Origin of the sequence: Devosia nitrariae (genome assembly GCF_030160115.1) — a bacterium.
Lineage (GTDB): Bacteria > Pseudomonadota > Alphaproteobacteria > Rhizobiales > Devosiaceae > Devosia > Devosia nitrariae.
Genome location: NZ_BSNS01000024.1, coordinates 581,981 through 607,905 on the forward strand (window position 1 = coordinate 581,981; position 25,925 = coordinate 607,905).

The 25,925-nt window shown below is 63.2% G+C and carries 25 protein-coding genes and 2 tRNA genes; 9 read left to right on the forward strand and 18 right to left on the reverse strand.

All coding sequences use genetic code 11. From position 1 onward, the window contains the following. Positions 1 to 12 precede the first annotated feature (12 nt). Positions 13 to 792, forward strand: coding sequence for an exodeoxyribonuclease III (gene xth / locus QQK18_RS25840; protein ID WP_284343271.1), 780 nt, complete (start codon positions 13 to 15; stop codon positions 790 to 792). An 18-nt stretch (positions 793 to 810) separates the two neighbouring features. Here xth and QQK18_RS25845 read toward each other — a convergent pair whose 3' ends face one another. The 6 genes from QQK18_RS25845 to QQK18_RS25870 form a co-directional block, all read right to left on the reverse strand. Continuing rightward, on the reverse strand, positions 811 to 1,620 hold the full coding sequence (locus QQK18_RS25845) for a tetratricopeptide repeat protein (RefSeq protein WP_284343272.1): 810 nt from the start codon (positions 1,618 to 1,620) through the stop codon (positions 811 to 813). Positions 1,621 to 2,118: 498 nt separating this feature from the next. Then, positions 2,119 to 3,126 (reverse strand): CorA family divalent cation transporter, encoded by a 1,008-nt coding sequence (locus QQK18_RS25850; RefSeq protein WP_284343273.1) that lies wholly within the window; start codon positions 3,124 to 3,126, stop codon positions 2,119 to 2,121. A gap of 115 nt (positions 3,127 to 3,241) precedes the next feature. Continuing rightward, complete coding sequence (locus tag QQK18_RS25855; protein WP_284343274.1) at positions 3,242 to 5,977, reverse strand: valine--tRNA ligase; 2,736 nt, start codon at positions 5,975 to 5,977, stop codon at positions 3,242 to 3,244. Positions 5,978 to 6,093: 116 nt separating this feature from the next. Next, complete coding sequence (locus tag QQK18_RS25860) at positions 6,094 to 6,783, reverse strand: DUF2497 domain-containing protein (protein ID WP_284343275.1); 690 nt, start codon at positions 6,781 to 6,783, stop codon at positions 6,094 to 6,096. 159 nt (positions 6,784 to 6,942) lie between these two features. Beyond that, positions 6,943 to 8,313, reverse strand: coding sequence for a TolC family outer membrane protein (locus tag QQK18_RS25865; protein ID WP_284343276.1), 1,371 nt, complete (start codon positions 8,311 to 8,313; stop codon positions 6,943 to 6,945). Between the two features lie 136 nt (positions 8,314 to 8,449). Next, positions 8,450 to 9,106 carry a protein-L-isoaspartate O-methyltransferase family protein gene (locus QQK18_RS25870; RefSeq protein ID WP_284343277.1) on the reverse strand — a complete coding sequence of 219 codons (657 nt, stop codon included), beginning with the start codon at positions 9,104 to 9,106 and terminating at the stop codon, positions 8,450 to 8,452. Positions 9,107 to 9,301: 195 nt separating this feature from the next. On the opposite strand from QQK18_RS25870, the gene QQK18_RS25875 reads away from it, so the two are divergent. After that, a complete protein-coding gene (locus QQK18_RS25875; protein WP_284343278.1) occupies positions 9,302 to 9,748 on the forward strand; it encodes a universal stress protein in 447 nt (148 codons plus the stop codon). A gap of 95 nt (positions 9,749 to 9,843) precedes the next feature. Here QQK18_RS25875 and QQK18_RS25880 read toward each other — a convergent pair. After that, a tRNA-Cys gene (locus QQK18_RS25880) sits at positions 9,844 to 9,917 on the reverse strand. A gap of 637 nt (positions 9,918 to 10,554) precedes the next feature. On the opposite strand from QQK18_RS25880, the gene QQK18_RS25885 reads away from it, so the two are divergent. The 6 genes from QQK18_RS25885 to QQK18_RS25910 all read left to right on the forward strand — a co-directional run bounded on the left by QQK18_RS25885 (position 10,555) and on the right by QQK18_RS25910 (position 15,316). Continuing rightward, positions 10,555 to 11,292, forward strand: coding sequence for a Crp/Fnr family transcriptional regulator (locus QQK18_RS25885; RefSeq protein WP_284343279.1), 738 nt, complete (start codon positions 10,555 to 10,557; stop codon positions 11,290 to 11,292). A 109-nt stretch (positions 11,293 to 11,401) separates the two neighbouring features. Continuing rightward, positions 11,402 to 12,622: a benzoate/H(+) symporter BenE family transporter gene (locus tag QQK18_RS25890; RefSeq protein ID WP_284343280.1), complete on the forward strand. Its 1,221-nt coding sequence runs from the start codon at positions 11,402 to 11,404 to the stop codon at positions 12,620 to 12,622. Then, complete coding sequence (gene mobA, locus QQK18_RS25895) at positions 12,619 to 13,242, forward strand: molybdenum cofactor guanylyltransferase (protein WP_284343281.1); 624 nt, start codon at positions 12,619 to 12,621, stop codon at positions 13,240 to 13,242. Before QQK18_RS25890 ends, mobA begins: the two co-directional genes overlap by 4 nt. A 96-nt stretch (positions 13,243 to 13,338) precedes the next feature. Continuing rightward, a tRNA-Asn gene (locus QQK18_RS25900) sits at positions 13,339 to 13,414 on the forward strand. Positions 13,415 to 13,625: 211 nt separating this feature from the next. Then, positions 13,626 to 14,087: an SRPBCC family protein gene (locus QQK18_RS25905; protein WP_284343282.1), complete on the forward strand. Its 462-nt coding sequence runs from the start codon at positions 13,626 to 13,628 to the stop codon at positions 14,085 to 14,087. Between the two features lie 179 nt (positions 14,088 to 14,266). Next, complete coding sequence (locus tag QQK18_RS25910) at positions 14,267 to 15,316, forward strand: cysteine synthase A (protein WP_284343283.1); 1,050 nt, start codon at positions 14,267 to 14,269, stop codon at positions 15,314 to 15,316. Between the two features lie 266 nt (positions 15,317 to 15,582). On the opposite strand, the gene aroA is transcribed toward QQK18_RS25910, so the two are convergent. The 11 genes from aroA to QQK18_RS25965 form a co-directional block, all read right to left on the reverse strand. Then, entirely contained in the window at positions 15,583 to 16,860 is a 1,278-nt protein-coding gene (aroA, locus tag QQK18_RS25915) for a 3-phosphoshikimate 1-carboxyvinyltransferase (RefSeq protein WP_284343284.1), read from the reverse strand. 72 nt (positions 16,861 to 16,932) lie between these two features. Then, the gene (gene sufA / locus QQK18_RS25920; RefSeq protein ID WP_284343285.1) at positions 16,933 to 17,325 is read right to left on the reverse strand and encodes a Fe-S cluster assembly scaffold SufA; all 393 of its coding nucleotides are present in this window, start codon (positions 17,323 to 17,325) and stop codon (positions 16,933 to 16,935) included. Positions 17,326 to 17,367: 42 nt separating this feature from the next. Beyond that, on the reverse strand, positions 17,368 to 17,787 hold the full coding sequence (locus QQK18_RS25925) for a VOC family protein (protein WP_284343286.1): 420 nt from the start codon (positions 17,785 to 17,787) through the stop codon (positions 17,368 to 17,370). Positions 17,788 to 17,789: 2 nt separating this feature from the next. Beyond that, positions 17,790 to 18,191, reverse strand: a complete 402-nt coding sequence (locus tag QQK18_RS25930) for an SUF system Fe-S cluster assembly protein (RefSeq protein ID WP_284343287.1) — start codon at positions 18,189 to 18,191, stop codon at positions 17,790 to 17,792. 15 nt (positions 18,192 to 18,206) lie between these two features. After that, on the reverse strand, positions 18,207 to 19,427 hold the full coding sequence (locus QQK18_RS25935) for a cysteine desulfurase (RefSeq protein ID WP_284343288.1): 1,221 nt from the start codon (positions 19,425 to 19,427) through the stop codon (positions 18,207 to 18,209). 20 nt (positions 19,428 to 19,447) lie between these two features. Next, positions 19,448 to 20,662, reverse strand: coding sequence for a Fe-S cluster assembly protein SufD (gene sufD / locus QQK18_RS25940; protein ID WP_284343289.1), 1,215 nt, complete (start codon positions 20,660 to 20,662; stop codon positions 19,448 to 19,450). Next, the gene (sufC, locus tag QQK18_RS25945) at positions 20,662 to 21,411 is read right to left on the reverse strand and encodes a Fe-S cluster assembly ATPase SufC (RefSeq protein ID WP_284343325.1); all 750 of its coding nucleotides are present in this window, start codon (positions 21,409 to 21,411) and stop codon (positions 20,662 to 20,664) included. The genes sufD and sufC overlap by 1 nt, the downstream gene beginning before the upstream one ends. A gap of 47 nt (positions 21,412 to 21,458) precedes the next feature. Next, positions 21,459 to 21,962, reverse strand: coding sequence for a cupin domain-containing protein (locus tag QQK18_RS25950; RefSeq protein WP_284343290.1), 504 nt, complete (start codon positions 21,960 to 21,962; stop codon positions 21,459 to 21,461). Continuing rightward, entirely contained in the window at positions 21,959 to 22,153 is a 195-nt protein-coding gene (locus QQK18_RS25955) for a hypothetical protein (protein ID WP_284343291.1), read from the reverse strand. The genes QQK18_RS25950 and QQK18_RS25955 overlap by 4 nt, the downstream gene beginning before the upstream one ends. A 22-nt stretch (positions 22,154 to 22,175) precedes the next feature. Beyond that, positions 22,176 to 23,708, reverse strand: a complete 1,533-nt coding sequence (sufB, locus tag QQK18_RS25960; RefSeq protein WP_284343292.1) for a Fe-S cluster assembly protein SufB — start codon at positions 23,706 to 23,708, stop codon at positions 22,176 to 22,178. A 60-nt stretch (positions 23,709 to 23,768) separates the two neighbouring features. Then, complete coding sequence (locus tag QQK18_RS25965; protein ID WP_284343293.1) at positions 23,769 to 24,923, reverse strand: cysteine desulfurase family protein; 1,155 nt, start codon at positions 24,921 to 24,923, stop codon at positions 23,769 to 23,771. 234 nt (positions 24,924 to 25,157) lie between these two features. On the opposite strand from QQK18_RS25965, the gene QQK18_RS25970 reads away from it, so the two are divergent. Next, positions 25,158 to 25,820, forward strand: coding sequence for an alpha/beta hydrolase (locus QQK18_RS25970; RefSeq protein ID WP_284343294.1), 663 nt, complete (start codon positions 25,158 to 25,160; stop codon positions 25,818 to 25,820). The last annotated feature ends 105 nt before the right edge of the window (positions 25,821 to 25,925 follow it).

Here is a 25,925-nt window from a genome sequence, read left to right on the forward strand (position 1 = left end):
AGGAGCGTTTCCATGCGCATCGCCACCTGGAACATCGCCGGTATCCGCGCCCATATCGGGACGTTGCTCGATTGGCTCCGCCAGGAAAAACCGGACATCGTGGTGCTGCAGGAAACCAAGACGGTCGACGAAACCTTCCCGCGCCTCGAGATCGAGGCCTTGGGCTACAATGTCGAAACGCACGGACAAAAGAGCTGGAATGGCGTGGCCATCCTCTCGCTGGTGCCGTTCGACGAGGTGCACCGGGGCCTGCCCGGAGACGACGCCGACGAGCAGGCGCGACTGATCGAGGGGGTCTTTTCGGTTGAGAGTGGCGCCATCCGCGTCTGCGGCATCTACTTGCCCAACGGCAACCCGGTCAATTCGGAGAAATTTCCTTATAAGCTCACCTGGATGGAGCGGCTGGTCCGCTTTGCCGAGCAGCGTCTCTCTTTCGAGGAGCCGTTCATCCTTCTGGGTGACTTCAACCTCATCCCGGCCCCGGTCGATGCACACGACCCGGACGCCTGGTGGGGCGACGCGCTCTATCGGCCTGAGAGCCTCGAGCGCTTCCGCACCCTTGTCAATCTGGGCTTCACCGATGCGGTGCGGGCCGTCAATTCGGCCCCGGCGTATACGTTCTGGGACTTCCAGGCGGGCGCCTGGCGACGCGACGCCGGCATCCGCATCGACCACCTGATGCTCTCGCCGCAGGCAGCCGACCGATTGGAAACCGTCACGATCCACAAGGATGTGCGCGGATGGGACAAGCCCAGCGACCATGTGCCGGTCGAAGGACAGTTCAGCTTCTAGAGCTTTTCCCGTTCTAGATCAGAGCCCGTCGAACTGGGGCGAGATCTGCGCTGCCAGCTCGGTCGCCTCCGCACGCGCCTCAGGCGTGGCGAGCGCGAGGTACTTGTTGAGCACCTCGGTTACCCAAACTTCATCGGCGGTCCCGGCGACGCGATCACGCGCCATGGTCATCCACATCAGCCCTTCGACGGGCTGCGCCTCGATACCCTTTATGCCGTTGAACATCAGCTCGCCGAGCTGGGCCTGAGCCGGCCCGTGTCCCTTGCGGGCTGCCAGCGACAACCAGCGAGCGCTCTGCAGCGGGTTGTAACCGAGCCCGTCGTCCTGGAGGTAGAGCAGGCCGACGCGGTACTGCGCGTCGGCATCGCCGAAATAAGTCGCAGCATGCAGCAGCAGGGTGTGCGAACGTTCGCTGTCGGCGGGAATGCCGGCGCTCGGCAGGCCATCGCGGTAGTATTCGCCGACCTTGACGAAGGATTGTGCGACAATATCGGCCTCGACGCCGCGCGGCGGCGTATCGGCGTGCTGATTGGCGATCTGCGAGAAATAGCCAAAAGCCTTGACCGGATCCTTGGCCACGCCCTCGCCGTTCTCATACATAGTGCCCAGTTGCCAGAGCGCCATCGGCTGGCCAGCCTCGGCCGCCCCCTCCAGCGCCGACAGGAGCGCATCGCCCGACACGCCGCCGCCTGCACCATCCAAAGTGTTGGCCATTTCCAGCGCTGCATCGGCGGCGGTCTGCGCGCGTGCAGGCAGCGTGGTCACCGTCAATGCCAGCAGGGCACTTACTGCAACGGAAATCAGGGATATGCCCCGAAAAGCCGTCATCTTACTCCTTCTCGCCCCGACCGGCGCTATCGCCAACCCGGGCGTACTCGATCTCGCAAAAACTGCCCGGCAGCGGCACCTTTGTATAGGCGCCCGCTTATCCAACGGCAGCAGCATGTTTGTTAGGACTATAGTAATGATTTGTGTTCGGATTGAAGCAACACGATCACGCTGCCGTGCCCGGTCGGTCACTTGGCCGGGTATCCGGTCGACTGCATTCTTGATGCTTCTGGCGTTCATGCCTAGTTGTCCCACTCGGCCGAGGGCACGGCCGTTGCAAGGATTGCGACATGAAACTCCGGTCTGCACGATCAGCGTGCGCCGCGGTTTCTCCATGCCCCATCCGCAACCGTTCTTATCCCGGTTTCCGGTCAGATTGTGGCGTCAATATCGCCAAATGGTTGATGGGACCAGCGGGTCGCGGCAATTGACAGGCGTTGTTGCTGAATCAGCACACGCACATGCTGAAGCGCAGCCTCTATCCATGCTCGATCGACATTATAGCCAGCGGCGACCGCGCATCCACCAGACGAGAACGGCCGCAATGGCGACGAGCGCTCCAGAGACGGCGGCGAACGCCCATGGTGCCGCGGCAAAGGGTATGCCTTCCACGTTCATCCCCAGCGCTCCGGTTATCAGCGTCAGGGGCATGAAGACCACCGTCACCGCTGCCAGGACCAGCATGTTGCGGTTCATCTGCTCGGAGCGCTGGTCAAGGATCTGCTCGTGGACGAGCACCGCGCGCTCAGAGAGCGTCTGCAGCTCATCACCGAGCCGCGCGGACCGGGCGGACGCTTCGCGCAGGCGCATCCGGTCGCGGCCGGAGAAGAAAGAAATGTCCTCGACCTCAAGGGTGGTGAGGACGTCGCGCTGCGGCCAGATGAGCCGCCGGAAACTGATGAGGTCGCGGCGCAACTGCGCCAGCCGTGTCTGGACACGCGCATCGTTGTCGAAGAGCAGTTGCTCCTCGATATCATCGAGTCGGTTGCCCAGTGCTTCGACCAGCGGCTCGATGCGGTCGGATGCCCGCAGCGCCAGGCGCGCGACAAGGTCGGCTGGCGAGACCGGCGCGTGCTGGGTCTGCTGCCACTGGCCGACGCCGAGCAGTTCAGGGATGTTGAGCTCGGAGGCGACGATCACCTGCCCCCGCTCGATGCGCATGGTCAGCAATTGCCGACCGATATCGTGGGGTTCGGCACCGGGGCGTACCACCCGCATCACTACCATCGCCCGGTCGTCGGCCACCGTGCAGCGCGAGCGGGTATTGGGCACGGTCAAAAGGTCAGCGTTGAAGGGACCCACGAACTTGTTGAGCCAAACCTTGAAAGCGGGAGAGCGCGAGTTGCCGCTAATGAGCATGAAGCCGCGCTGCGGCATGATATGCTCGCTGTCGAGCCCGCCAACGCCCGTCACGCCGCCCTTGCCGTCGAAGACGACGATCATGCCGGCGTTGCCGGCGTCGGTCTGACCCGGCAGTTCGGTGCGCACTGACATGGCGTCGTTCATTGGCCCCTCGCTTGCCGTCCAAGGCGCCCGTTCTGATTAGAACGGGAGCTCTCTAAGTTATTGAACTGTCGCGTTTTCGAACCGCAAAGGTGATACCCACCTTTGCTGAAACGCTCTAGTTGAGACGGGCAATGGCCTCGGCGATCTTTCCGCGGCGACTCACCGCTGCCTCACGGCGCGACCGCTGCTCTTCGATTACCTCCTCAGGCGCCTTGGCCACGAACTGCTCGTTGGCGAGCTTTCTGTCGATACCGGCAATCTCCCCGTCAAGCTTGTCGATCTCCTTGGCCAGGCGGGTCTTTTCGACATCGATATCGATGACACCCCCTAAAGGCAGTGCCCAGGTGGCCTCCCCGACAACGAACTGAGCGGAGCCAGGGGGAACCGACGCCATGGGAGTGATCGCTTCGAGCCTAGCCAGGCGGGTGATGAGCGAGGTGCTCTCGACGAGACGGCGCATGGTTTCGGTGCTGGCGCCCACCACGACCAGCGGGAGCTTGGCGCCCGCCGGCACGTTCATTTCCGTCTTGACCGAACGGACGGTGGAAATCAGCTCCATCAGCCAGGTCAGCTCTCCATCGGCCTGCGGATCCTCGAGGCCCTGCATCTGCGGCCACTCGGCCAAGATCAGCTGGCTCTCGCGAACAGGACCCGCCTTACCCGTCTCCCCCCACAGTTCCTCGGTAACGAACGGCATGAACGGGTGCAGCATCTTGAGGATGTGGTCGAGCACGTAAGCGGCCGTTGCCTGCGTTTCGGCCCTGGCCGCCTCGTCTGCACCGTTCAGGACCGGTTTGGAAAATTCCACGTACCAATCGCAGAACGTGCCCCAGACGAAATCATAGGCGGAGTTGGCGGCCTCGTTGAACCTGAATTCCTCGATCCCGCTGGTGACGGCCGCCAGGGCACGGGCGGTCGCGCCGACGATCCAGCGGTTGAGCGGCAGCTTATTGGTTCTGGGATCATAGCCGGCAACCCGCCGGCATTCGTTCATCTCTAGGAACCGCGCCGCATTCCAGAGCTTGGTCACGAAGTTGCGGTAGCCCTCGACCCGGTTGATCGACAGGCGCAGGTCCCTGCCCTGAGCGGCCATCGCCGCAAGGGTAAAGCGCGTCGCGTCGGCTCCGTACTCCTCGATGAGCTGCAGGGGATCGATGACATTCCCCTTCGTCTTGCTCATCTTCTGGCCCTTCTCGTCACGCACGAGTGCGTGCATGTAGACGGTGTGGAATGGCTCCTCGTCCATGAATTCCAAACCCATCATCATCATCCGGGCGACCCAGAAGAAGATGATGTCGAAACCGGTGACCAGCACGTCGGTCGGATAGTACCGCCGCAATTCGGGCGTGTCCTCCGGCCAGCCGAGGGTCGAGAACGGCCAGAGGCCCGAGGAGAACCAGGTGTCGAGCACGTCCTCGTCGCGCCTCAGCTCCACCGGTTTGCGGTAACGGGCTTCGGCCGCGGCCATTGCGGCAACTTCCGTCTCTTCGACGAACGCTTCGCCGTCTGGACCGTACCAGGCAGGGATACGGTGGCCCCACCAGAGCTGGCGGGAGACGCACCAGGGCTTGATGTTCTCCATCCAGGCAAAGAACAGGTTCTCGTATTGCTGGGGCACGAACTTCATGCGGCCCGCGCGCACCGAGGCCATTGCCGGCTTTGCCAGCACGTCGGCCTTCACCCACCACTGGTCGGTCAGGAACGGCTCGATGACGACGAGTTTGCTCTTCTCGTCATGGGGAACCATGATCTTCTTGTCCTCGACATGGTCGAGAATGTCCTGAGCCTCGAGGTCTGCCAGCACCCGTTTTCGCGCTTCGAAGCGGTCGAGGCCACGGTAGGCTTCAGGTGCGTTGTCGTTGATCTCGGCGCGGGTGGTGAAGATGTTGACCTGCTGCAGGTCATTGCGAGCACCGACCTCGAAGTCGTTGAAGTCGTGCGCGGGCGTGATCTTGACGGCACCCGAGCCCAGCGACGGATCCGCATAGGCGTCAGCAACGATCGGGATGCGGCGGCCGACCAGCGGCAGCGTGACGAATTTGCCGACAAGGCCTTTGTAGCGCTCGTCGTCCGGATGAACGGCAACGCCGGTATCACCGAGCATCGTCTCGGGCCGAGTCGTCGCCACGACGATATAGTCGCGCGTCTCATACTCGACCGGCTTGCCGTCCTCGTCGAACGCGACCGGGAACTCGTAGGTCACACCGTCGGCCAGCGGATAGCGCAGGTGCCACATGTGGCCCTTGATCTCGAGGTTCTCGACCTCGAGGTCCGAGATCGCCGTTTCGAGCCCTGGATGCCAGTTGACCAGGCGCTTGGCGCGATAGATGAGGCCGCGCCTGAAAAGCTCGACGAACACCTTGGTGACGGCGCGCACCATCTGGTCGTCCGGCTCGCCGCGCTCGCCCATGGTGAAGCGCTCCCGCGAGAAGTCCGCCGATGCGCCGAGGCGCTTCAACTGGTTGATAATGGCGCCGCCGCTCTCGTCCTTCCACTGCCAGACCCGCTCGACGAACTTTTCGCGCCCCATTTGGCGGCGGCCCGGCTCCTGGCGTTCGGCGAGCTGGCGCTCGACGATCATCTGGGTGGCGATGCCGGCGTGGTCCATGCCCGGCTGCCAGAGCACGTCCTTCTTCAGCATCCGATTGTAGCGGATGAGAATGTCCTGGATGGTATTGTTGAGCGCATGGCCGATATGGAGCGAACCCGTCACATTGGGCGGCGGAATGACGATGGTGAAGGTTTCGGCGCCCAGTCGCGCACCTGCACCCGCGGCAAAAGCGTCAGCTGCAAGCCAGCCGTCATAGATGCGGTCTTCAACGGCACCGGGCTCATAGGTCTTCTCAAGCATTCGCGTCACTCGCAACGGCAACGACCCGCGCGAACGCCTAGAGGGCTTCGTGCGGGCCGAAATCAGGATTGGCTGTCTTCAAGCAAATGCTGGCGGCACGGTCAACCGCGCCGTGACTACTCCCCGCGCGAAACGCGGGCGATTTCCTTCTCGACCATGCGCTCGACGACGCTCGGCAGGTTTTCGTCCAGCCACTCCTTGAGCATCGGACGCAACATCTCGCGCACCATCGCTTCGACAGTCAAGCCCTGGGTGCCGAGGCCAAGACTGTTGAGGCGGGCAAAGTTGCTGCGTACTGCAGCATTGGTAGCCGGCTCCAGCAGCTGATCGGCCATATCTTCGCTGAGCGTCGGGTCCGGCATAGCGGTAGGCCGGGGAGCTTCGCGCGGAGGCGGGTCGAACGCGACGGGTTCGGGCTGCGGCTGCGGAGGCTCTTGCGCGTCGGCGGTAAAAGCGCGGGTTTCTGTGCCGCCTGGCTCGAAGGCGACGTCTTCCGGATCGACGAGATCGACGGCTTCGTTGGCGGTATCGGCAAGAAGTGCGTCGAAACTGACGTCGTTGCCGTCCGTCTCGTCGTCATCTTCTAAGATCTGCGTCGAGGAAAGCGTGAGCGGTTCCTCGTCAGCCTGATCGGACGCGTCGACACTGTCGGCGGCCATCGCGGCCGGTGCAGCCTCCATGGGCGGTGGCGCGGAGTGAAGGACAGGTCTGCGCGAGACGCCCGCGGCGTCATCGTCCGCGATGATCTGCCGAATGGACGAGAGGATTTCGTCCATCGAAGGTTCTTTTGGCGCGGGCTTGTTCATGTCGGCCTCTCGAGACTTTCCCGGTTTCGCCGGCCGCACAAAAGAAACAGTCACGGCCGCGAATCATCGGTTCAAGCCTAGACCGCCAATGCCGATTTAGGAATCATTGCCGGTAGCACAACCGCGTCTTCCACGGAAAGTTGGGTCGGCCGAACGATTTCAGTCGACGGTGCGCAGTTCCTGCCAGACATCCTGCACGGTCGCCGTGTAATCGTCGGCCGACTTGATCTCGACCGGCAGGCCGAGTTCGGTCGCTGAGAGGCGTCCGGTGGCGGCCAGGAGCGAGAAGGTCGCAACAACCCTGTTAGTGGTCGCCTGAATGAGGCCTTCGCGTTGCGTGGTCAGCTCGGCCTGCGCGTCGAGGACGTCGAGCGTGGTACTCGCGCCCAGGTCGCGCTCCTGGATGACGCCTTCGACCACCTGTTCCTGCGCCGCAACGGCAGCCTGCGCCGATTCAATCTGGGCACTGGCGTTCTGGATGCCGCTCCAGGAGGTAATGACGGCTTCGCGCACCTGGTCGTAAGCGGACATGGCCGAAACTTCCGAGCGGATCTGCTCGATATTGGCCTTGCGCACGCTCGCGCCGATGGCGCCGCCCGCGTAGATCGGCACGGTCAGGCTGATGCCGACCTGCCCGCTGACGCCTTGTGCCCCCTGGAGGGCGGTCGGATTGCTGCTGAAGGCGAGCCCTGTGCCGACCGAACCGTTGAGCGTGATCGACGGGCCGAAACCGGCTTGGGCGGCGTCGCTGCCCGCTTGGGCGGCGCGGATCGAGGCCTTGGCTGAGAGAATTGCAGGGTGCTGTACCTCGGCCTGGGCTAAGGCATCATCAAGCGCCGGCGGCACGAGACCGGTGTAGCTGTGGCTGGCGCTCAGGCTCTGCGGGCGAGTCCCCACATAACGCTGGTACGTGGCCTGACTGGTCTGCAGGCTGGCGATCGCGGCCCGGTGGGAGGCAACGCCCTGGGCCAAGCGCGCCTCGGCCTGGGCGACGTCGATACGCGTCCCCTCGCCCACTTCCAGGCGGTCACGCGAGGACTGGAGCTGGGCTTCGTAGAAGCTCACATTCTCCTGGCGTAGTTGCACCAGTTGGCTGTCGCGCACGACGCTCATATAGGCGTCCACGACCGAGAGCAGCACGTTCTGCTCGGTATTGCGCATCGAATACTTGGAGAGTTCCGCCAAGGCGCGCGCCTGCTCGATCTCGGCGTCGGTTCGGAAATTGTCGAAGATCGTCTGGTTGTAGGAAATGCCGGCTGTATAGCTCGAGGAGTCGTTGAACTGCCCGCCGGCCGTCGACCACTGATAGTCGCCACTAAGCGAGGCACCGATCGTCGGGCGTGTGCCAGCCTGCCGCAACGCAATGTCCTCGGCCGCCGATTTTACCGACAGGAACGCCGAGGCCAGTTCGGGGTTGTTGGTGTAGGCGGATGCCAACGCTTGCGTGAGCGATTGCGCCTGCACGCCGGTCGGCAGCCACGCCAAAGTCAAGGCGAACGCTGCGACGGCCAATGCGCGGAGTGACAACATAACTTCTAGCCTCCAGTCCCCGAAATACGCCCCGGATGTGGGAGCGGCAACCGGCGACGACAATGTGGGCCGGCGCCAGGAAACGATTTACTAAACTGTCGTGCTTTCCGGGCAACACTTAGCCGGATAGCGGCTTTTAGAACACAAAATCCTCTCTCGGGCGCGGAGCCTCGAGGGGGGGCAGGTTGGCATTGAATTCTGCCCGGCTGGTTACGGTCTTGCCGGCCTTGACGAAAAGATGCGCGACAGCTGTGACGCCGGTCTGCACCAGGGCGACAAGGCGGCCGTCCTCCCCGAGGCTCGTAAAGAAAGCCTCAGGCACGCTGGTAACGGCACCCTCGAGCACAATGACGTCGAAGCGGCCTTTCGGCGCGCGGTCGTGCGCACCTTCGACGACTTTCGCGTTGGCGATGCCCAGGGACGCGAGGTTGGCTCTCGCCTGTTCGACAAGCTTGGCCTCGCGTTCGACGCCGACGACCTCTGCGCCAAGGGCGGCAAGCACCGCGGTCGAGTAGCCGGTTCCCGCACCGACGTCGAGGATGTGATCGCCTGGTCCGATCTCGGCCAATTGGACGAGCTTGGCAAACGGCGATGGCGCGGGCAGGAAGCGGCCCGGCGCCAAGGCACCGAACCCATGGCTTTCGTCGATATAGGCGATGGGCCGGCGCGCTTCCGGCACGAAGTTCTCGCGCGGAATCCGCCCCATTGCCGCCAGAATGCGCCGGTCGGTCACGTTGGTGGTGCGCAGCTGGCTGTCCACCATCGCCCGGCGCGCATGTTCGAAATCGACCATAGGTCCCCGATCCGCCTGCCCTCGATATGCCGGTTGTGAATATCGTCAGTGGGTGACGGGTGCAAGACGCTACAGCGCATAGCGACAATTTGTAATGTGCATCAATAGTTCAGCGAGCGACGGACGCTTGATCTTGATCACAACCCTTCCCCTCCCCACGTGCGAGTGGAAGGGCGATATCCTGGAGGCACAACGATGTACACCCGCATTCTCATCGCAACCGACGGCTCGGAACTGGCGCGCAGGGGGCTCGACCATGGCCTTGCGCTGGCCAGGCGGCTCGATGCCGACGTTACCATCGTGACCGTGACGGAACCGACGCTCCCAACGGCGTCTGCAACGACGGCGGCCTGGGTCCCGACCTTTGATCCGACCGAGATCGACAACGCCAAGTCAGCATATGCCAAGCAGGTGCTGGACGAGGCCAGTAAGGCCGCCGAGGCGGCCGGCGTGCGAGCGACAACCGTCCACGTTCCCAACCGCTATCCGGCCGAAGGAATCGTCGATGCTGCCGAAGAGCGCGGCAGCAATCTCATCGTCATCGCCTCTCATGGGCGGCGCGGCCTTGGACGGTTGCTGCTAGGCAGCCAGGCCACCGAGGTGCTCACACACAGCAACATTCCCGTACTGGTGATAAAGTAAGATGTGGCGACCGCGGCATCAGCAGCCTTGGCGTGTGCCGGAGGCGTCGACTGACGCGTCACGGGCAGCAAATGCTGACTTTTGGAAGAAGGAGTTGGAGGCCACGTCCGGAATCGAACCGGAGTACACGGATTTGCAATCCGCTGCGTAACCACTCCGCCACGTGGCCTCTGGGCCGGAGTATCTACGGTGGCGATTGGGCTTATGCAAGAGCCTCAGCCGGCGATGTCTAATTTTCTGAACATGGCCCCACCCATCCCTCTGACTCTTCCCGAGCGCATTGTTCGCTCGTTTGCCCGCCGCCGGTGATGCAAAGGGACCAGCGGGCTTCAGGGCAAGTTGAGTCAAGGCTCTGGAGCAGCCCAGGCACCTCGAGTGCCTTACATGATCGCAGCAACGCGTGCATCAAATGACCTAGCGGGCGCTTCCCAGCCCGTCTACCGTGCTCCAAACGCTGGCTCGAACGCCAGCGGGTGTACCCTCATGAGGTGGTTCTGCCTCACCTTCTTCGGAGACCCGTGTGTTCAACTCGGACGTCAACTCGGCCATGGTGGTATGCCTGCGCTGCAGCACTCATAACCATCTGACTGCGGCTCACTTGCCTATCTATACGTCTGTCTCATGCTCGCATTGCGGGGCAAATCTCGGCTTTTGGGGAAGTCTTATCACCAAGAGCGGTGAAATCCTCTTCCGCGAAAGCAGACCCGTGGCCCGCCTGCCACTGAAAACAGGTGGTCTCGGCAGCTGAAATCTTCCATCATCGGCAGATCTGGGCTCGGCGTTGGCGCCCTGACCTGGAGATGCTTATGGAAATCGCCGACCTGTTGGTAAAAAAGCTCTCTCACAGAAGTCCGCTGACCATCGTGGAGCGTGAGATACTGAGCCGGTCCATCGCGAGAACAAGGAAGATCGCGGCCGACGATGACATGGTCGCGGAAGGATCGAAGCCAGCGCACAGCACGCTCCTCGTCAGTGGTTTTGCGGCGCGGTATTTGCATGTCGCCGATGGCAGCCGCCAGATCGTAGCGATCCATGTTCCCGGCGACTTCGTGGACCTGCACAGTTTCCTGCTCAAGCGAATGGATCACGGAATCTATGCCATGAGCCCGTGCACGGTCGCCATGGTGCCCCATGAGCGCCTGCTGGAGATCACCGAGGGCTTTCCCCATCTGACACGTCTGCTTTGGCTGAGCACGCTGATCGATGCAGCTATTCATCGGCAGTGGCTTGTCGGCATGGGGCGCAGATCCGCATCGGCACGTATCGCCCACCTGCTTTGCGAGCTCTATGTGAGACTGGCCGTCGTCGAGCTGACAGACGGGTCGCAGTTTGCGTTGCCCATAACGCAGGAAGAACTGGCCGACAGTCTTGGAATGTCCCTGGTGCATCTCAATCGGTCGATCCGCGAGCTCAAGAACCAGGGCCTGTTCGAATGGCAGCGTGGTGGCGTAGAGATCAAGGACTGGGATGGGCTCCGGCAACTGGCGGAGTTCGATCCCACCTATTTAAACCTCGAGGCTGACGTTGTACGCACCACACTTTGAAAGCGCTGTCCCTCGGCCGGACCCTGCTGGCGTGCCATCAGCGCATGAGCCCGGCTACTGACCGGTCGGCGCAATCCGATTTATAGAGCATTGAGAGCAGGAAGGTCCCGTGTCGGACGTATCTGGGACTGAACGCAGGGTTGTGGGTGCGGGCGTCAATCCGCAGCCTTTGATCGCGGGGTTGCTTGCCGCTGTCGTTGGTTATGCCAGCACATTCGCCTTGGTGCTGGCTGCGCTGACAGCGGTGGGGGCATCGGCGTCGCAGGCCGGTTCGGGACTACTTGCGATCTGCGTGGCAGTCGGCATTCTCAACATTGCTGTTGCCTGGACGACGCGGAAACCGGTGAGCTTTGCCTGGTCGACGCCCGGGGCGGCCTTTCTGTTGACGGTCGGAGAACCGGCCGGCGGCTATCCCGCGGTCGTCGGTGCCTTTCTGGTCGCCGCAGCACTCATCGTGCTTTCGGGACTGGTCCGTCCCCTGGCCCGCGCCGTCGCCGCGATACCAGCGCCTATCGCCAATGCCATGCTCGCCGGCATGCTGCTGACGCTTTGCCTCGCGCCCTTCCGCGCCATCGAGGAGGCGCCCGCGCACGCCCTGCCGATACTCCTCGCCTGGGCGCTGGCCTTGCGTTTCACGCGCCGCTATGCCGTTCCCATTGCGGTGCTCGTCACCGTCATCGTACTCGCCACGACGACGCAGGTGCCGCAGGGGGGCGTGGCGATCGTCTGGCCGATGCCCATCTGGATCATGCCAGCGTTCACCTTGGACGCCATCCTGCGCATCGCGCTGCCGCTCTATATCGTGACCATGGCATCGCAGAACCTGCCGGGGTTGGCAGTCATGAAAGCGAACGGCTTCGACCTCAAGGCTGCACCGCTCTTCATACTCACCGGCGCCGCCAGTGCAGCGACCGCACTTTTTGGCGGCCATACCGTCAACCTTGCGGCTATCACCGCCGCAATCGCCGCCGGCCCCGAAGCTCATCCCGATCCGGGCCGGCGCTGGGCCGCACCCGTGGCCGCCGGTGGCACCTATATAGTCTTTGCAGCAGCCGCCAGTTTCGCTGCCGCGTTTATCGCCGCATCGCCGCCCATCCTCATCCAGGCAGTGGCGGGTCTTGCCCTGCTTTCGAGCCTTGGAGCCGCGCTTTCGGGCGCGCTCGTCAACGAGGAGGCGCGGCTTCCCGCCATTCTGACGTTCGTTGCCACGGCGTCGGGGGTCACCATCCTCGGGGTCGGCGCGCCGTTCTGGGGGCTGGTCGGCGGGCTGGCGTTGATGATGGTGCTGCGGCTCGGCCAGCGGTCCAAACCCGAGCTCGTCGGAAAATGACGCGAATCGCGGCTGTCGTCCTGGCGGGCGGTCGAGGCGAGCGGCTGGGTGGCGTACGCAAGGCGGGGCTGAAACTGTGGGGCCGGCGGCTGATCGATCGCACGCTTGCCAACCTGTCGCGCCATTGCGCGCCGGTGCTGGTTTCGACTGGTCGGATCGACCCCGCGCTGTTGCAGCTGCCGGACGACGTTGTTGCGATTGCCGATCTCGATCTGCCGATCGCCGGGCCGCTCGCCGGCCTCCTCGCTGCGGCTGACTGGATGGGTAAAGAGGCGACGGCGCCAGACCTGCTGGTCTCGATTGCGGTCGACACCCCTTTCGTGCCCGATGATTTCGTTCCGCGGCTGGCCGCCGAACTGCCGGAGGGCGCGTTGGCCGCCTGTGCGACATGCGGGCCCGCCTTCTACCCGACCAATGCCGTCTGGCGTCGGGAAAGCCTTGCCCGGCTCTCCGCACGCATCGGCGAACAGACCTTGCCGCGCAGCCTTCGCGCCTTTCTCGAGGAGATCGGGGCGCACGCCGTCGACTGGCGGCCGGACGCAGACGGCGATCCTTTCAGCAACATCAACACACTTGCCAACCTCATTGCGCTCAGCCGCCGCCGGGCGTCCGACGACTGACGACACGTGATGTTCACAAGGACGAATTTGGCTCTTGGCAAAGCGGGGCAAAGCCGCTAAACGGACCTCGCTCTCACCGAGAGCCACCGAATGTCTTCCGCGATAGCTCAGTTGGTAGAGCAAGCGGCTGTTAACCGCTGGGTCGTAGGTTCGAGTCCTACTCGCGGAGCCATTCGTTCCCAGGCCCGTCCCGCTTTTCCCAGCATCGACATCAACTCGGCACGATTGACGCTCGCCAGTCTTCGCCGGCATGAGCTCGCCTTGAGCCCTTCCCGTTCTGATTCAATCAGAACGGGAGCACCAAATTTTGAAGTGTCGCGTTTTCGAACCGCAAAAGTGGTATCCACTTTTGCTGAAAACGCCCTAATGCAGGCACAGCCATCATGACTTACGATCCCACCGGTCCGGAGAGCCAGATCACGCTCACCCGCACCATCGCGGCGCCTGTTGAGGATGTTTTCGCCGCCTGGACCGATCCTGCGATTCTCGAGCAGTGGCAGGCCGACGAAGTGGAGAACGAACCCTTCGAGGGGGGTGAATACCGTTACCTCCTGCAGGGCGACGCCGAGGACCCGACGGACCGGGTGGTGACGGGCCGGTATCTCGAATACGTCGAGAACACGCGCCTGGTCATGTCCTGGCTGGTATCGGCTGACGAAGACGAACGCGAAACCGACGCCGAGCAGATTTTCGTCCTCGAAGTCGACTTCCGTGAGCTGTCAGGCGGCTCGACAGCGATCACTATCATCGAGCGTGGCGCAGCCCATGCCGATCCGGAATCGCGGATCTTTTCGATCGAAGCCTGGAGCCTTGCCATCGAGCATCTGGCCGAGCTCATCGAATAACCCCGGCCGAACCGTTCCCCACAATTGGAATGGACTTGCGGGCCTTCCCCTCGCAGGCAACATGCCTTGCGCCAAACGCGCCGGTGGCGAAAAGTCGTGCCGTTTTAGACCTTTGGCCCTTGTTCCGATCCTAAGGCGTCCATACGATCCGCCAGCGTTGCAACAGAACCGATCGATAAATGGCCAAGCACCAGGACCTCATCTCCGCCATCGGCAATACGCCGCTTATCCGTCTCAACCGAGTTTCCCAGCTCACGGGATGCGAGATCTGGGGCAAGGCGGAGTTCCTCAATCCGGGGCAGTCGGTCAAGGATCGGGCGGCGCTCTTCATCATCCACGATGCCGTCAAGAGCGGCAGGCTGAAGCCCGGCGGCACCATTGTCGAGGGAACCGCGGGCAATACGGGGATCGGGCTGGCACTCGTTGCCAATTCGCTCGGTTTCAAGTCAGTGATCGTCATTCCCGAGACGCAGAGCCAGGAGAAGAAAGACGCCCTGCGGCTCTATGGCGCCGAGCTCATCGAGGTGCCGGCCAAGCCCTATCGGCATCCCAACAACTACATCAAGGTTTCCGGCCGGCTTGCCGAGCAGTTGAATAAGGAACTGCCGAACGGCGCCATCTGGGCCAACCAGTTCGATAACGTCTCCAACCGCCGTGCGCATATCGAAACGACGGGTCCTGAAATCTGGAACGAGACCAACGGACACATCGACGGGTTCATCTGCGCGGTCGGCACGGGCGGCACGCTGGCCGGTGTTGCGCAGGCGCTGCGAGCACGTAGCAAGGACATCAAGATCGGTCTTGCCGATCCGGAAGGCGCTGCTCTTTATAGCTATTTCACTACCGGCGAACTGAAGCCTTCAGGCGATTCCATCACCGAGGGCATCGGCCAGGGCCGCATCACCGCCAACCTTGAGGGGTTGACGGTCGATTTCCCCTACCAGATCCCCGACACGGAGGCCCTGCCCTACGTCTACGACTTGCTCGAGCACGAAGGCTTTTGCCTCGGCGGGTCGAGCGCCATCAACATTGCCGGCGCAGTGCGCATGGCCCGGGACCTCGGCCCGGGCAAGACGATCGTCACGATCCTTGCCGATTACGGCAACCGCTATCAGTCCAAGCTCTTCAATCCAGCGTTCCTTCGCGCCAAGAACCTGCCGGTACCGCCCTGGCTTGAGCAGCGGCAGCCGATCGACGTGTCGAGTGCGCTGGAACGTCATCCGGCTTAGTTCTTCCTGTTGAGTCGGCACTGAAATCCAGAGCTAACCACGAAACCACCACCCACTCGAAGTCATTCCCGCGAAAGCGGGAACCTCCGTTTCGCCTTGCTGGCATCGCCAACAGAGGTTCCCGCTTTCGCGGGAATGACCCGGTGGGAGGGGATGGTTGAGGGCATTTCAGCAAGAGTGGCTGAAAGCGCTATGAGCTCGTGCCTAGCGTGAGGGCACGACTCCTCCGCGACTGGAATGGTGCGAGCGGGCGAACGCCATCACTCTCAGGCCGGCCGCATGTCGACGCCCAGGCTTTTGAGCATATCCCAGTAGCCCGGGTACGTCTTGCCCGCGCAGGCCGGATCGAGAATGGTGATGCCGTCGATCTTGAGGCCGGCGAGCGCAAAGCTCATGGCAATGCGGTGGTCAGCGTAGGTCTCGATGCGGGTCAAATGGTTGCGCCCGGCGAGCCTGCCGGCGAGATCCGGATTGGATTCGACGACAAGGTCGTCCCCCTCTTCCCTGGCAAGACCCGGCGCGATGCGCGAGAGTTCAGTCGCGAGCGCCGAAACGCGGTCGCATTCCTTGACGCGCAGATTGGCGATGCCCACGAACCTGACAGGCGTGTTGTTGAAGGCGGCGAGCACGGCAAGGGTCGGCACCGCGTCCTGCATCTGCGCCCCATCGATCACCGCCGGCATATCGGGAAACTGCGCAATCACCGCCTGCGCCTTGGCGTCGGGCTGGGTGAAAGCGTCCGACGCCACGCCGAGGTCGATTCTGCCCGAGGTCAGAGCTTCGGCCGCCCAGAGATAAGTGGCCGCCGAAGCGTCGGGCTCGACAAGGAAATCCGCGGCTCTGTAGCCGGTCGGCGCGATCTGCCAAGTCCCTTCGTCGGTCTGCTCGACCTCAGCTCCGAAAGCGCGCATGGCGGCGACGGTAAGGTCGACATAGCCGCGCGCACCGATCTCGCTGCCGGTCAAGGCAACCTCAACCGGTCCGTCTGCAAGCGGAGCAACCATCAGGAGTGCGGATACATACTGGCTGGAGAGCCCCCCGTCGATCTCGACGCGTCCGGCGGGGAAGCGCCCGGTGCCATTGACGACGACCGGCGGGCAGCCGGTCTCGCTGGTTGCATCGACGCCGGCGGCTCGCAGCGCATCGACCAGCGGCGCGATCGGGCGTTTGTGCATCTCCTCGTCGCCGTCGACGACAACGGTTCCGTCGACCGACGCCACGGCAGCGGTGAGGAAGCGCGTCGCCGTCCCGGCATTGCCGAGAAAGAGCGGCGCGGCGGGCGGCAGGAGCCGGCCGGTGCTGGTGACGACGAAGCTTGTCGCATCAGGCTCCTCGACCGTCACGCCCATCTGCCGCAGGGCCGCGGCCATCAGGGTCGTATCCTTGCTTTTCAAGGCTCCGCTAAGGTGGCTGGTGCCTTCGGCGAGCGCTGCCAGCAATAAGGCGCGATTGGTGATCGACTTAGACCCCGGTGGCGAAACGCGCCCAACCAGGGGACGGCCGGGTGGGACGATGGTCAGCGCCGAGGGCAATGGCGATGTCATGGAAATCTCTTGAGGCGGGCGTGGGAATGCACCTGCCTGTTAGGACAACTCCGCGCCCGACGCAATCTGCCTTTAGGGATGCACGCCCTCGGCGGAACGGGCGTCGGCGAGCGCCTTGAGGTCGGCAGGCTGCAGCTGGACGCTTTCACCGCAGCCACAAGCACCGGTCTGGTTGGGGTTCTTGAAGGTGAAGCCCGAGGTCATCTTGGTTTCCTCGAAGTCCATCACAGTCCCCAGCAGGAAAAGCGTTGCCTTGGGCTCGACATAGACGTCGACGCCCTTGTCCTCGACATGGTCGTCGCCGGCCACCGGTTCGGTCACATAGTCGAGGGTATAGGCCATGCCCGCACAGCCGGCATTCTTGACCCCGACGCGGACCCCGATCACCGGCTTATCCGCATCCTCGATGATCTCGGTGATACGCTCGGCGGCGGCATCCGTCAGGCTCATGATCTTGAAGGCCATAAACTTCGTTCCTTTTGAAGGCATCTACTTTGCAGCCGATGCCTAGTAGTTCTTCCAGACCCCCGGCGTGATGAGTTCCACCAGCAGGCGATCGGGATCGCGGAAATAGAGGCTGTGACCGCCCTGCGGCCAGTCCACAACGCTCTCGATCTCTATATTTAGACTTTCGAGGTAGGTTTTCCAATCCTCGAAGGCCTCGCGCGGCACGCCGAAAGCGAAATGCTGTTCGCCATCAGCGTCGTGGGGCGGAATGAAACTGCCGGCGATCGGCACCGGCTCGAGGGTTCCTCCCCGGCGAAAGAGAATCAGCACCTGTCCCGGCTTGACGGCGAGCGGCTGGATGCGCTCGTTGCCGCCCAATGGGGTAAAGCCGAAGACCTGCGCATAGAAATCCCGGCTGGCCTCCACGCTCTCGACGTAAAGGCAGGTTTCGACCACGCCGTCGAGGACCGGACGCGTCATGCCTACCACCAGTTGAGCGCGACCTGAGCTTCTTCGCTCATCATCTCGGCACTCCAGGGCGGATCGAACACCATATTGACCGTCACGTCCTGGACGCCCTCGACACCGCGCACGGCGTTCTCGACCCAGCCCGGCATTTCGCCGGCGACTGGGCAGCCCGGGGCGGTCAGTGTCATGTCGATGGTCAGGTTCCGGTCATCGTCGAGATCGACCTTGTAGATGAGCCCGAGCTCGTAGATGTCGACCGGGATTTCCGGATCGTAGACGGTCTTCAATGCCCCGACGAGATCGGTGGTGATGCGCTCCACTTCCTCGGGCGGAAGCGAGCCCGAATGGGCCGTCGAAATGCGCTTATCGACCGCTTCCGCTGCTGCTTCGGCCGTATTTTCCGTCGTATCGCTCATCGTGTTACCTTTCGCTTACGCGAAGAACTTTCTTGCGCGCTCGATGCCGTCGACCAGCGCGTCCACGTCGTCCTTGCCGTTATATAGGGCGAGCGAGGCCCGGCAGGTAGAGGTGGTGCCGAACCGCGCCAGCAAGGGCTGCGCGCAATGCGTTCCGGCTCGAACGGCAATGCCGTAGCGGTCGAGGATGGTTGCGACGTCATGGGCGTGGGCACCGGAAATCTCAAAGGCGAAGATGCCGCCCTTGCCCGGCGCCGTGCCGAGAAGGCGCAGCGAATTGATGCGCGAGAGCTGCTCCTGCGCATAGGCGGCAACCTCCGCTTCGTGAGCTGCGATCGCCTCGCGGCCGAGATCTTCCATGTACACGAGCGCGGCGCCGAGACCGATCGCGGGGACGATGGGGGGCGTGCCGGCCTCGAACCTGTGCGGCGGATCGTTATAGGTGATGCCGTCGCGCGTGACCGTCTCGATCATCTCGCCGCCGCCCTGATAAGGGCGCATCCCGGCGAGGAGCTCGTGCCGTCCGTAGAGGATGCCGATGCCGTTGGGGCCATAAAGCTTGTGGCCAGTCATCACGTAGAAGTCCACGCCGAGATCCCGGACGTCCACCTTGGTGTGAACGGCTCCCTGGCTGCCGTCAATGAGCACCGGGATGCCCTTGGCATGGGCAATTTCGACGATCTGTTTGACCGGCGTTACCGTTCCGAGGACGTTGGACATGTGGGTGACGGAGACGATCCGCGTGCGCGGGGTGAGCGCCGCCTCGAAGGCGTCAAGATCGAAGCTGCCGTCATCCCTGACATCCACCCACTTGATGACGGCGCCCTTGCGCTCACGGTGGAAGTGCCAGGGCACGATGTTGGAGTGGTGCTCCATGATCGTGATGACGATCTCGTCGCCCTCGCCGATCCGCGGTCCCGCGAAGGCATCGGCGACGAGGTTGATGGCCTCGGTCGCCGAGCGGGTGAAGACGATCTCCTCGAGCCGGCTGGCGTTGAGGAACTTCATCGCAGCGACGCGCCCACCCTCATAGGCTTCGGTCGCGCGGTTGGCGAGGGTGTGGAGACCCCGGTGCACGTTGGCATATTCGTGCCGGAAGGCGTGGTCCATGCGGTCGAGTACGGCTACGGGCTTCTGGGCCGAGGCGCCGCTGTCGAGATAGACCAGCCGGTTCCCGTGGATCTCCTCCTTGAGGATCGGGAAGTCGGCGCGCACTTTTTCGAGGTCGAAGGTCATCGGATGTCCTATGCGGGTGCTCAGTGCAGCCCGCCAACCAGCCACTGGTCGATCACGCTCGCCAGAGCCTCGCGCAGTTCGTCGTGCTCGATGGGATCGATCAGTTCTTCCAGGAACCCGCGCACCAGCATCACCTCGGCGTCGGCCTTGGTTACGCCCCGGCTCATCAGGTAGAACAGCATCTCCTCGTCGATCTGCCCGCAGGTCGATCCGTGGCCGCAGACCACGTCGTCGGCATAGATCTCGAGTTCGGGCTTGCTGAGGATCTGCGCCTCGTCCGAGAGCATCAGGCCCTGCATCATCATCTTGCCGTCGGTCTTCTGGGCGTCGCGCGACACGACGATGCGGCCCTGGAACACGGCAGTCGAACGCCCGCGGGCGATCTGCTTGTAGAGTTCCTTGGAGCCGGTATTGGGCACCGCGTGGTTGATGTCCATGGTGATGTCGCAGTGCTGCCCATCCGAAACGAGATTCAGCCCGGTGAAGTCGGCATGGCTGCCCTGGCCTGCAAACCGCGCGAAGACGTGCGCGCGGCTGAGATTGGCGCCAGCATGGATCACCAGCGAGCGCAGCTGTGCGCCTTCGCCGAGGTTATATTCGTTGGTGGCGAAGTGGGTTGCGGGCCTCGCCGAAAGATCCACGGTGATGTGGGTGAGCCTGGCATTCTTACCGAGCGCGATGTAGCTGGCGTGGTTGGAGAGATGCGCGGCTTGCGAGCCCGAATAGGTCTCGATGATGGTGGCCTCGGAGTCGTCGGCGAGATAGATGCGCGCCGAGCTTGCCGAGTGGGCTGCCTCGCCCTCGGTACGCCGGTCGATCTGGATGATCGGATCGATCTTGCCGTCGAGATTGAGGTTGAGGCTCTCCCGGGCCAGAGCCGTGTTGATGTGCACCAGCATATCGTCGCGCAGCGTCAGCGCCGGCCCTTCGGATTTGCCGACGATAACGCCGGCGGGTGCGGTGCTGTTGTCCTGCACGATGCCGTTTGCGATCATGAGCTGGAAGGCGCCCGGAACGCGCAGCGCCGGGGCGCTCGCCTCATTGGCGGGCGCGGCCAGCGGCGGCACCGCCTTCAGCAGGGTCCGCAGATCAGTATAGTGATAGCTCTCGACGCGGCGGCTCGGCAGGCCGGCAACGGTGATCCGTTCGGCCTGCGCATCGGCGCCTGCGGCCTTCAGCTGCTCGACGAGCGTCGTTTCGGCGGCTGAGAGCCGCACGGGCATTGTCGGCTGCATTACGCGACGTCCTTCTCGTAATCGGCATAGCCGCGAGCTTCGAGCTGCAACGCCAGGTCCTTGTCGCCGCTCTCGACGATGCGCCCGTCGGAGAACACATGCACCACGTCCGGGACGATGTGGTTCAACAGCCGCTGGTAGTGGGTGATGACCAGCATCGAGCGCTCGGGCGAGCGCAGGGCATTCACCCCCTTGGAGACAATCTGCAGCGCGTCGATATCGAGGCCGGAGTCGGTTTCGTCGAGGACGCAGAGCGTCGGCTTCAACAGGGCCATCTGCAGGATCTCGGCGCGCTTCTTCTCGCCGCCCGAGAACCCGACGTTGAGGGGGCGCTTGAGCATGTCGCTGTCGATGGCGAGCTGGGCGCCGGCTTCCTTGACGGCCCGCATGAAATCGGGTGTCGAGATCTCGCTCTCCCCGCGGGCCTTGCGCTGAGCGTTGATGGCGGCCTTGAGGAAGGTCATGGTGGCGACGCCCGGCACTTCGACGGGGTACTGGAAGGCGAGGAAGAGGCCGGCGACGGCACGCTCGTCCGGCTCCATCTCGAGGACGTTTTGGCCGTTCAAGAGGATCTCGCCCTCGGTGACCTCATAGTCTTCCTTGCCGGCGAGGACGTAGGAGAGGGTCGACTTGCCCGAGCCGTTGCGGCCCATGATCGCGTGCACTTCGCCCGCTGGCAGGACGAGGTTCACGCCCTTGAGGATTTCGCGATCTTCCACGCGCACATGCAGGTCGCGGATTTCGAGGATGGGTGTGGTCATTAAGTAGTCTCCTGGTGTTGGACGTGAGCGGCGCTTCAAGCGCCCGGCTCGCCGTCCCAATATTCGAGATGGTTCTGTCCTTCGCGGCCGCAGTGGCGCAGGCGCCGGTTGGCGTCGATGCGACTGGAGACCTGGAACTTGCCGGAGTCCGGATATTCGCAGACCTCGGTCTCCGCGTTGTTGGCGACGCCCAGATATTCCAGCACGGTTGCACCGGTGTTGATGATCTGGTGGGCCGTTTCCCTGCCGCCCGTCGGAGCGCCGAGCACGTCACCAGCCTTGAACGGAAGACGCTCATCGCCGAAGCGATACGTCCCTTCGCCTTCGAGGATGATGAAGAGTTCTTCCTCGACGTGGTGGTTGTGGAACGGGCAGCTGGACTTGCCCGCCGGCACTTCATTGTAGCTGATGCCGAGCCCCTTGAGGCCCATCTGCTTGCCGAAGGAGATATCGGCGGACTCGTAAAGCGTGCCCTGCTCCCAGCGATCAAGCTCCAGGGTGGAGAGGCTGACGACCGGGCGGGTTTTCGCTTGGCTCATGCCGCGCCTCCCGCGATCAGCGAAGTCACGAGGAACGCTGCAACCGCCGAGACGGCGCCGGCAACGATTGCCGCGCCGGCGCGAAAGCCCAGGCCGAGCTTCTTCATGCTGGGCACGAAGCTCCAAAGGGCAAACAGCCCCAGAGCGACGGCGAGACCGTTGGTCAACGAAGGCACCATGTATTCGCTCATGTCACTTCCTGCGGCTCACGGATCAGCCGACGCTCCCCTCGAGGCTGATCGAGATGAGCTTTTGTGTCTCGACCATGAACTCCATGGGCAGCTGCTGCAGCACATCGCGGACGAACCCGTTCACGATCAGCGCCACCGCTTCCTCATCGCTGAGGCCGCGCTGCTGGCAGTAGAACATCTGGTCGTCCGAGATCTTCGAGGTCGTCGCCTCGTGCTCGAAGACGGCACTGGCGTTGTGACTCTCGATGTAGGGCACGGTGTGCGCACCGCACTTGTCGCCGATCAGCAGGCTGTCGCACTGGGTGAAGTTGCGTGCGCCCTTGGCCTTGGCATGGGCCGACACCAGTCCACGATAGGTATTGTCCGAGAACCCAGCAGCGATACCCTTGGAGATGATGCGGCTCGAGGTGTTCTTGCCGAGGTGGCGCATCTTGGTGCCGCTGTCGACCTGCTGATAGCCATTCGAGATGGCGATCGAATAGAACTCGCCGCGCGATTCATCCCCACGCAGGATGCAGCTCGGATACTTCCAGGTGATGGCCGAACCCGTCTCCACCTGCGTCCAGGAAATTTTTGAGCGCTTGCCACGGCAGTCGCCGCGCTTGGTGACGAAGTTGTAGATGCCACCCTTGCCGTCCTTGTCGCCCGGATACCAGTTCTGGACAGTGGAATACTTGATCTCGGCATCATCGAGCGCAACGAGCTCGACGACCGCGGCATGAAGCTGGTTCTCGTCGCGCATGGGCGCCGTGCACCCCTCGAGATAGCTCACATACGAGCCCTCTTCGGCAATGATCAGCGTCCGCTCGAATTGGCCGGTATTGCGCTCGTTGATACGGAAATAGGTCGACAGCTCCATCGGGCAGCGCACACCCTTGGGGATGTAGACGAACGAGCCGTCAGTGAAGACTGCCGAGTTCAACGTCGCGTAGTAGTTGTCGGACACCGGTACGACAGAGCCCAGGTACTTCTGCACGAGCTCGGGATGCTCGCGGACCGCCTCAGAAATCGAGCAGAAGATGATGCCTTTCTTGGCCAATTCCTCACGAAATGTGGTGACGACGGAGACCGAGTCGAATACCGCGTCGACCGCGACGTTTCCCGAATAAGGTGCCGCCGCGTCAGGGCTTGCGCCCTCGACACCGGCCAGGATTTCTTGCTCTTTCAGCGGAATGCCAAGCTTCTCATAGGTCGCGAGCAGTTCCGGGTCGACCTCGGCAAGGCTCTTGGGTCCCCCCTTGAACGCCTTGGGTGCGGAATAATAGCTGATCTCCTGGAAGTCGATCTTGGGGTAATGCACCTTGGCCCAGGTCGGCTCGGTCATGGTCTGCCAGCGCTGAAAGGCCTCGAGCCGCCACTGGAGCATCCAGTCAGGCTCGTTCTTCTTGGCCGAGATCAGTCGCACGGTATCCTCGTTCAGCCCCTTCGGGGCGACATCGGACTCGATCAGCGTCTCAAAGCCGTATTTGTACTTGTCGACGTCCAGCGCCTGGACCTTCTCGACCGTATCGAGATCGATGTTCTCCTTGAGCGTCGGAATATCGAGCACGTTCATTCTTCTTCTCCAAACCATCCCGAGGCTCGAGAGCGTCGGGTATTAAACTCTTTGGCAGCCTCAGGCTGCCCTGCCGTGCCGGCTGCGATGCCTGGCCAGAACCGTCTCGAAAGCCGCAACGAAAGCGGCCACATCCGACGGTTGCGAATTCCATCCGAGGCTCGCGCGTAGCGCACTCTCACTAAGCGCCCGCTCGACACCCATGGCCGCCAGCACGTGGCTTGGTCCCACCTTGCCGGAGGAGCATGCCGACCCTGACGACACCGAAACGCCCGCGAGGTCGAGCCCCATCATGGCGACCGCGCTATTCAAACCCCGCACCGCGAAATTGACGGTATTGCCGATCCGCGGGGCCCCGTTGCCGAAAACGACGGTCTCGGGCGCAAGCGCCTTCAACCCCGCCTCCAACTCCTGCGCAAGCCCCTCAACGGCATTGCTGTCATATCGCCGGCCGAACGCCTCGGCCGCTGCACCGAAGGCAGCGATGGCCGACACCGGCTCGGTACCGCCGCGCCGCCCCTGCTCCTGCCCGCCACCCGGCACGAGCCTGACCGTATCGGCATGCGCCTTGACCAGGAGCGCCCCGACACCGGCAACTCCGCCGATCTTGTGTGCACTCACAGCCATCATATCGGGTGCCGATGCGGCAAAATCGAGGGGGAGCTTGCCGAAAGCCTGCACCGCGTCGACAAAGAGGAAATGACGGGAGGCGCCGACAAGCGCGTTCATCCGTTCCATCGGCTGCACGACGCCCGTCTCGTTGTTGACCCAATGCAGCGTGACCAGAAGGGTTTCACCCGCCGCATCGGCGCGGCTCAACTCGCCGGCCAACTGATCGAGATCGATCACGCCTCTGCCGTCGAGGGCAATGGTGCGCACCGGAAGTCCCGTCGCTTCGGCTGCCCGAAGCGTAGCCGTGTGTTCGCCCGCGCTGACGACGATTGCGCTGACGCCAAGTTCGCGTGCACCGGCGACGATGGCCTGGGTGATCGCCTCGGCGGCCGAACCGGTGAAGACCACCTGGCGCGGCTCAGCCCCGGCAAGCCGGGCAACATGCGCCCGCGCGGCCTCGACGACCTCGCGCTGCGCGCGCCCGTGCGCATGCACGGAGGACGGATTGCCAACGATATCGAGCGCAGCAATCAGGGCTGCCCGCGCTTCGGGCAGAAGCGGGGACGCAGCGTTGTGATCGAGATAGATCGCCGGTCGCGTCATTGCTTGCATCCTGGTGGCAGAATCACCACTTCCGCTTCTTCACGCAGCCCGCAGGGCCGGATCAGCGGAATCACTTCTTGAAATTTCGCGCGCACTTTCATTACAAGGAGCGCTCTTGTCCGCCTGCCTGGCGGCCGAAAACCCGTTTTGAATAATTCTAAACTGGATTTCGGACCCATGTTTTAGGTAGCGCAGCGCGCTTAGTCAAGCCGCATAGCCCATGGAAGCGAACCAATGCCGGAAGTGATTTTCAACGGGCCCGAAGGCCGTATCGAGGGGCGGTACCAGCCGGGCAAGGAGCCGAACGCTCCTGTCGCCATCGTGCTGCACCCGCACCCCCAGTTCGGCGGCACGATGAACAATCAGATCGTCTACAATCTCTTTTATATGTTCGCCGAACGCGGCTTTGCGGTGCTGCGATTCAACTCGCGCGGCGTCGGGCGCTCACAGGGCGTGTTCGACCACGGGATCGGCGAACTTTCGGACGCAGCGGCAGCGCTCGACTGGCTGCAGATCGTCAACCGCGAGAGCCGCGGCTGCTGGATCGCAGGCTTCTCGTTCGGTGCCTGGATCGGCATGCAGTTGCTGATGCGCCGGCCGGAGGTGGAGGGCTTCATTTCCGTCGCGCCGCCCGAAAACCTCTATGACTTCTCGTTCCTTGCACCCTGCCCCTCGTCCGGCCTCATCATTCACGGCGACAAGGACCGGGTTGCGCCGCCGCAGTCGGTCCAGAAGCTCGTCGACAAGCTCAAAACGCAGAAGGGCATCACCATCGAGCAACAGCTCGTCGAGGGCGCCAACCATTTCTTCGAGGGGCAAATCGACGAGTTGACCGGACGCTGCGCCGACTATCTCGACCGCCGCCGGGCCGAGATCGCCGCCGGCGGCGGACGCTGATCCCTGCGATCGACCGCTCATCCCGGGCCTGGGGAGCCCGCGATCAAGGGATGGGATTTCGAGCAGCCGTCCGGCGCTAAGACGCCGGATTTCAGACAAGCTCAG

Coding starts and splice junctions, on each gene's coding strand:
- xth (WP_284343271.1), top strand. CDS start 13: ATGCGCATCGCCACCTGGAACATCGCCGGTATCCGCGCCCATATCGGG.
- QQK18_RS25845 (WP_284343272.1), bottom strand. CDS start 1,620: ATGACGGCTTTTCGGGGCATATCCCTGATTTCCGTTGCAGTAAGTGCC.
- QQK18_RS25850 (WP_284343273.1), bottom strand. CDS start 3,126: ATGAACGACGCCATGTCAGTGCGCACCGAACTGCCGGGTCAGACCGAC.
- QQK18_RS25855 (WP_284343274.1), bottom strand. CDS start 5,977: ATGCTTGAGAAGACCTATGAGCCCGGTGCCGTTGAAGACCGCATCTAT.
- QQK18_RS25860 (WP_284343275.1), bottom strand. CDS start 6,783: ATGAACAAGCCCGCGCCAAAAGAACCTTCGATGGACGAAATCCTCTCG.
- QQK18_RS25865 (WP_284343276.1), bottom strand. CDS start 8,313: ATGTTGTCACTCCGCGCATTGGCCGTCGCAGCGTTCGCCTTGACTTTG.
- QQK18_RS25870 (WP_284343277.1), bottom strand. CDS start 9,106: ATGGTCGATTTCGAACATGCGCGCCGGGCGATGGTGGACAGCCAGCTG.
- QQK18_RS25875 (WP_284343278.1), top strand. CDS start 9,302: ATGTACACCCGCATTCTCATCGCAACCGACGGCTCGGAACTGGCGCGC.
- QQK18_RS25885 (WP_284343279.1), top strand. CDS start 10,555: ATGGAAATCGCCGACCTGTTGGTAAAAAAGCTCTCTCACAGAAGTCCG.
- mobA (WP_284343281.1), top strand. CDS start 12,619: ATGACGCGAATCGCGGCTGTCGTCCTGGCGGGCGGTCGAGGCGAGCGG.
- QQK18_RS25905 (WP_284343282.1), top strand. CDS start 13,626: ATGACTTACGATCCCACCGGTCCGGAGAGCCAGATCACGCTCACCCGC.
- QQK18_RS25910 (WP_284343283.1), top strand. CDS start 14,267: ATGGCCAAGCACCAGGACCTCATCTCCGCCATCGGCAATACGCCGCTT.
- aroA (WP_284343284.1), bottom strand. CDS start 16,860: ATGACATCGCCATTGCCCTCGGCGCTGACCATCGTCCCACCCGGCCGT.
- sufA (WP_284343285.1), bottom strand. CDS start 17,325: ATGGCCTTCAAGATCATGAGCCTGACGGATGCCGCCGCCGAGCGTATC.
- QQK18_RS25925 (WP_284343286.1), bottom strand. CDS start 17,787: ATGACGCGTCCGGTCCTCGACGGCGTGGTCGAAACCTGCCTTTACGTC.
- QQK18_RS25930 (WP_284343287.1), bottom strand. CDS start 18,191: ATGAGCGATACGACGGAAAATACGGCCGAAGCAGCAGCGGAAGCGGTC.
- QQK18_RS25935 (WP_284343288.1), bottom strand. CDS start 19,427: ATGACCTTCGACCTCGAAAAAGTGCGCGCCGACTTCCCGATCCTCAAG.
- sufD (WP_284343289.1), bottom strand. CDS start 20,662: ATGCAGCCGACAATGCCCGTGCGGCTCTCAGCCGCCGAAACGACGCTC.
- QQK18_RS25950 (WP_284343290.1), bottom strand. CDS start 21,962: ATGAGCCAAGCGAAAACCCGCCCGGTCGTCAGCCTCTCCACCCTGGAG.
- QQK18_RS25955 (WP_284343291.1), bottom strand. CDS start 22,153: ATGAGCGAATACATGGTGCCTTCGTTGACCAACGGTCTCGCCGTCGCT.
- sufB (WP_284343292.1), bottom strand. CDS start 23,708: ATGAACGTGCTCGATATTCCGACGCTCAAGGAGAACATCGATCTCGAT.
- QQK18_RS25965 (WP_284343293.1), bottom strand. CDS start 24,923: ATGACGCGACCGGCGATCTATCTCGATCACAACGCTGCGTCCCCGCTT.
- QQK18_RS25970 (WP_284343294.1), top strand. CDS start 25,158: ATGCCGGAAGTGATTTTCAACGGGCCCGAAGGCCGTATCGAGGGGCGG.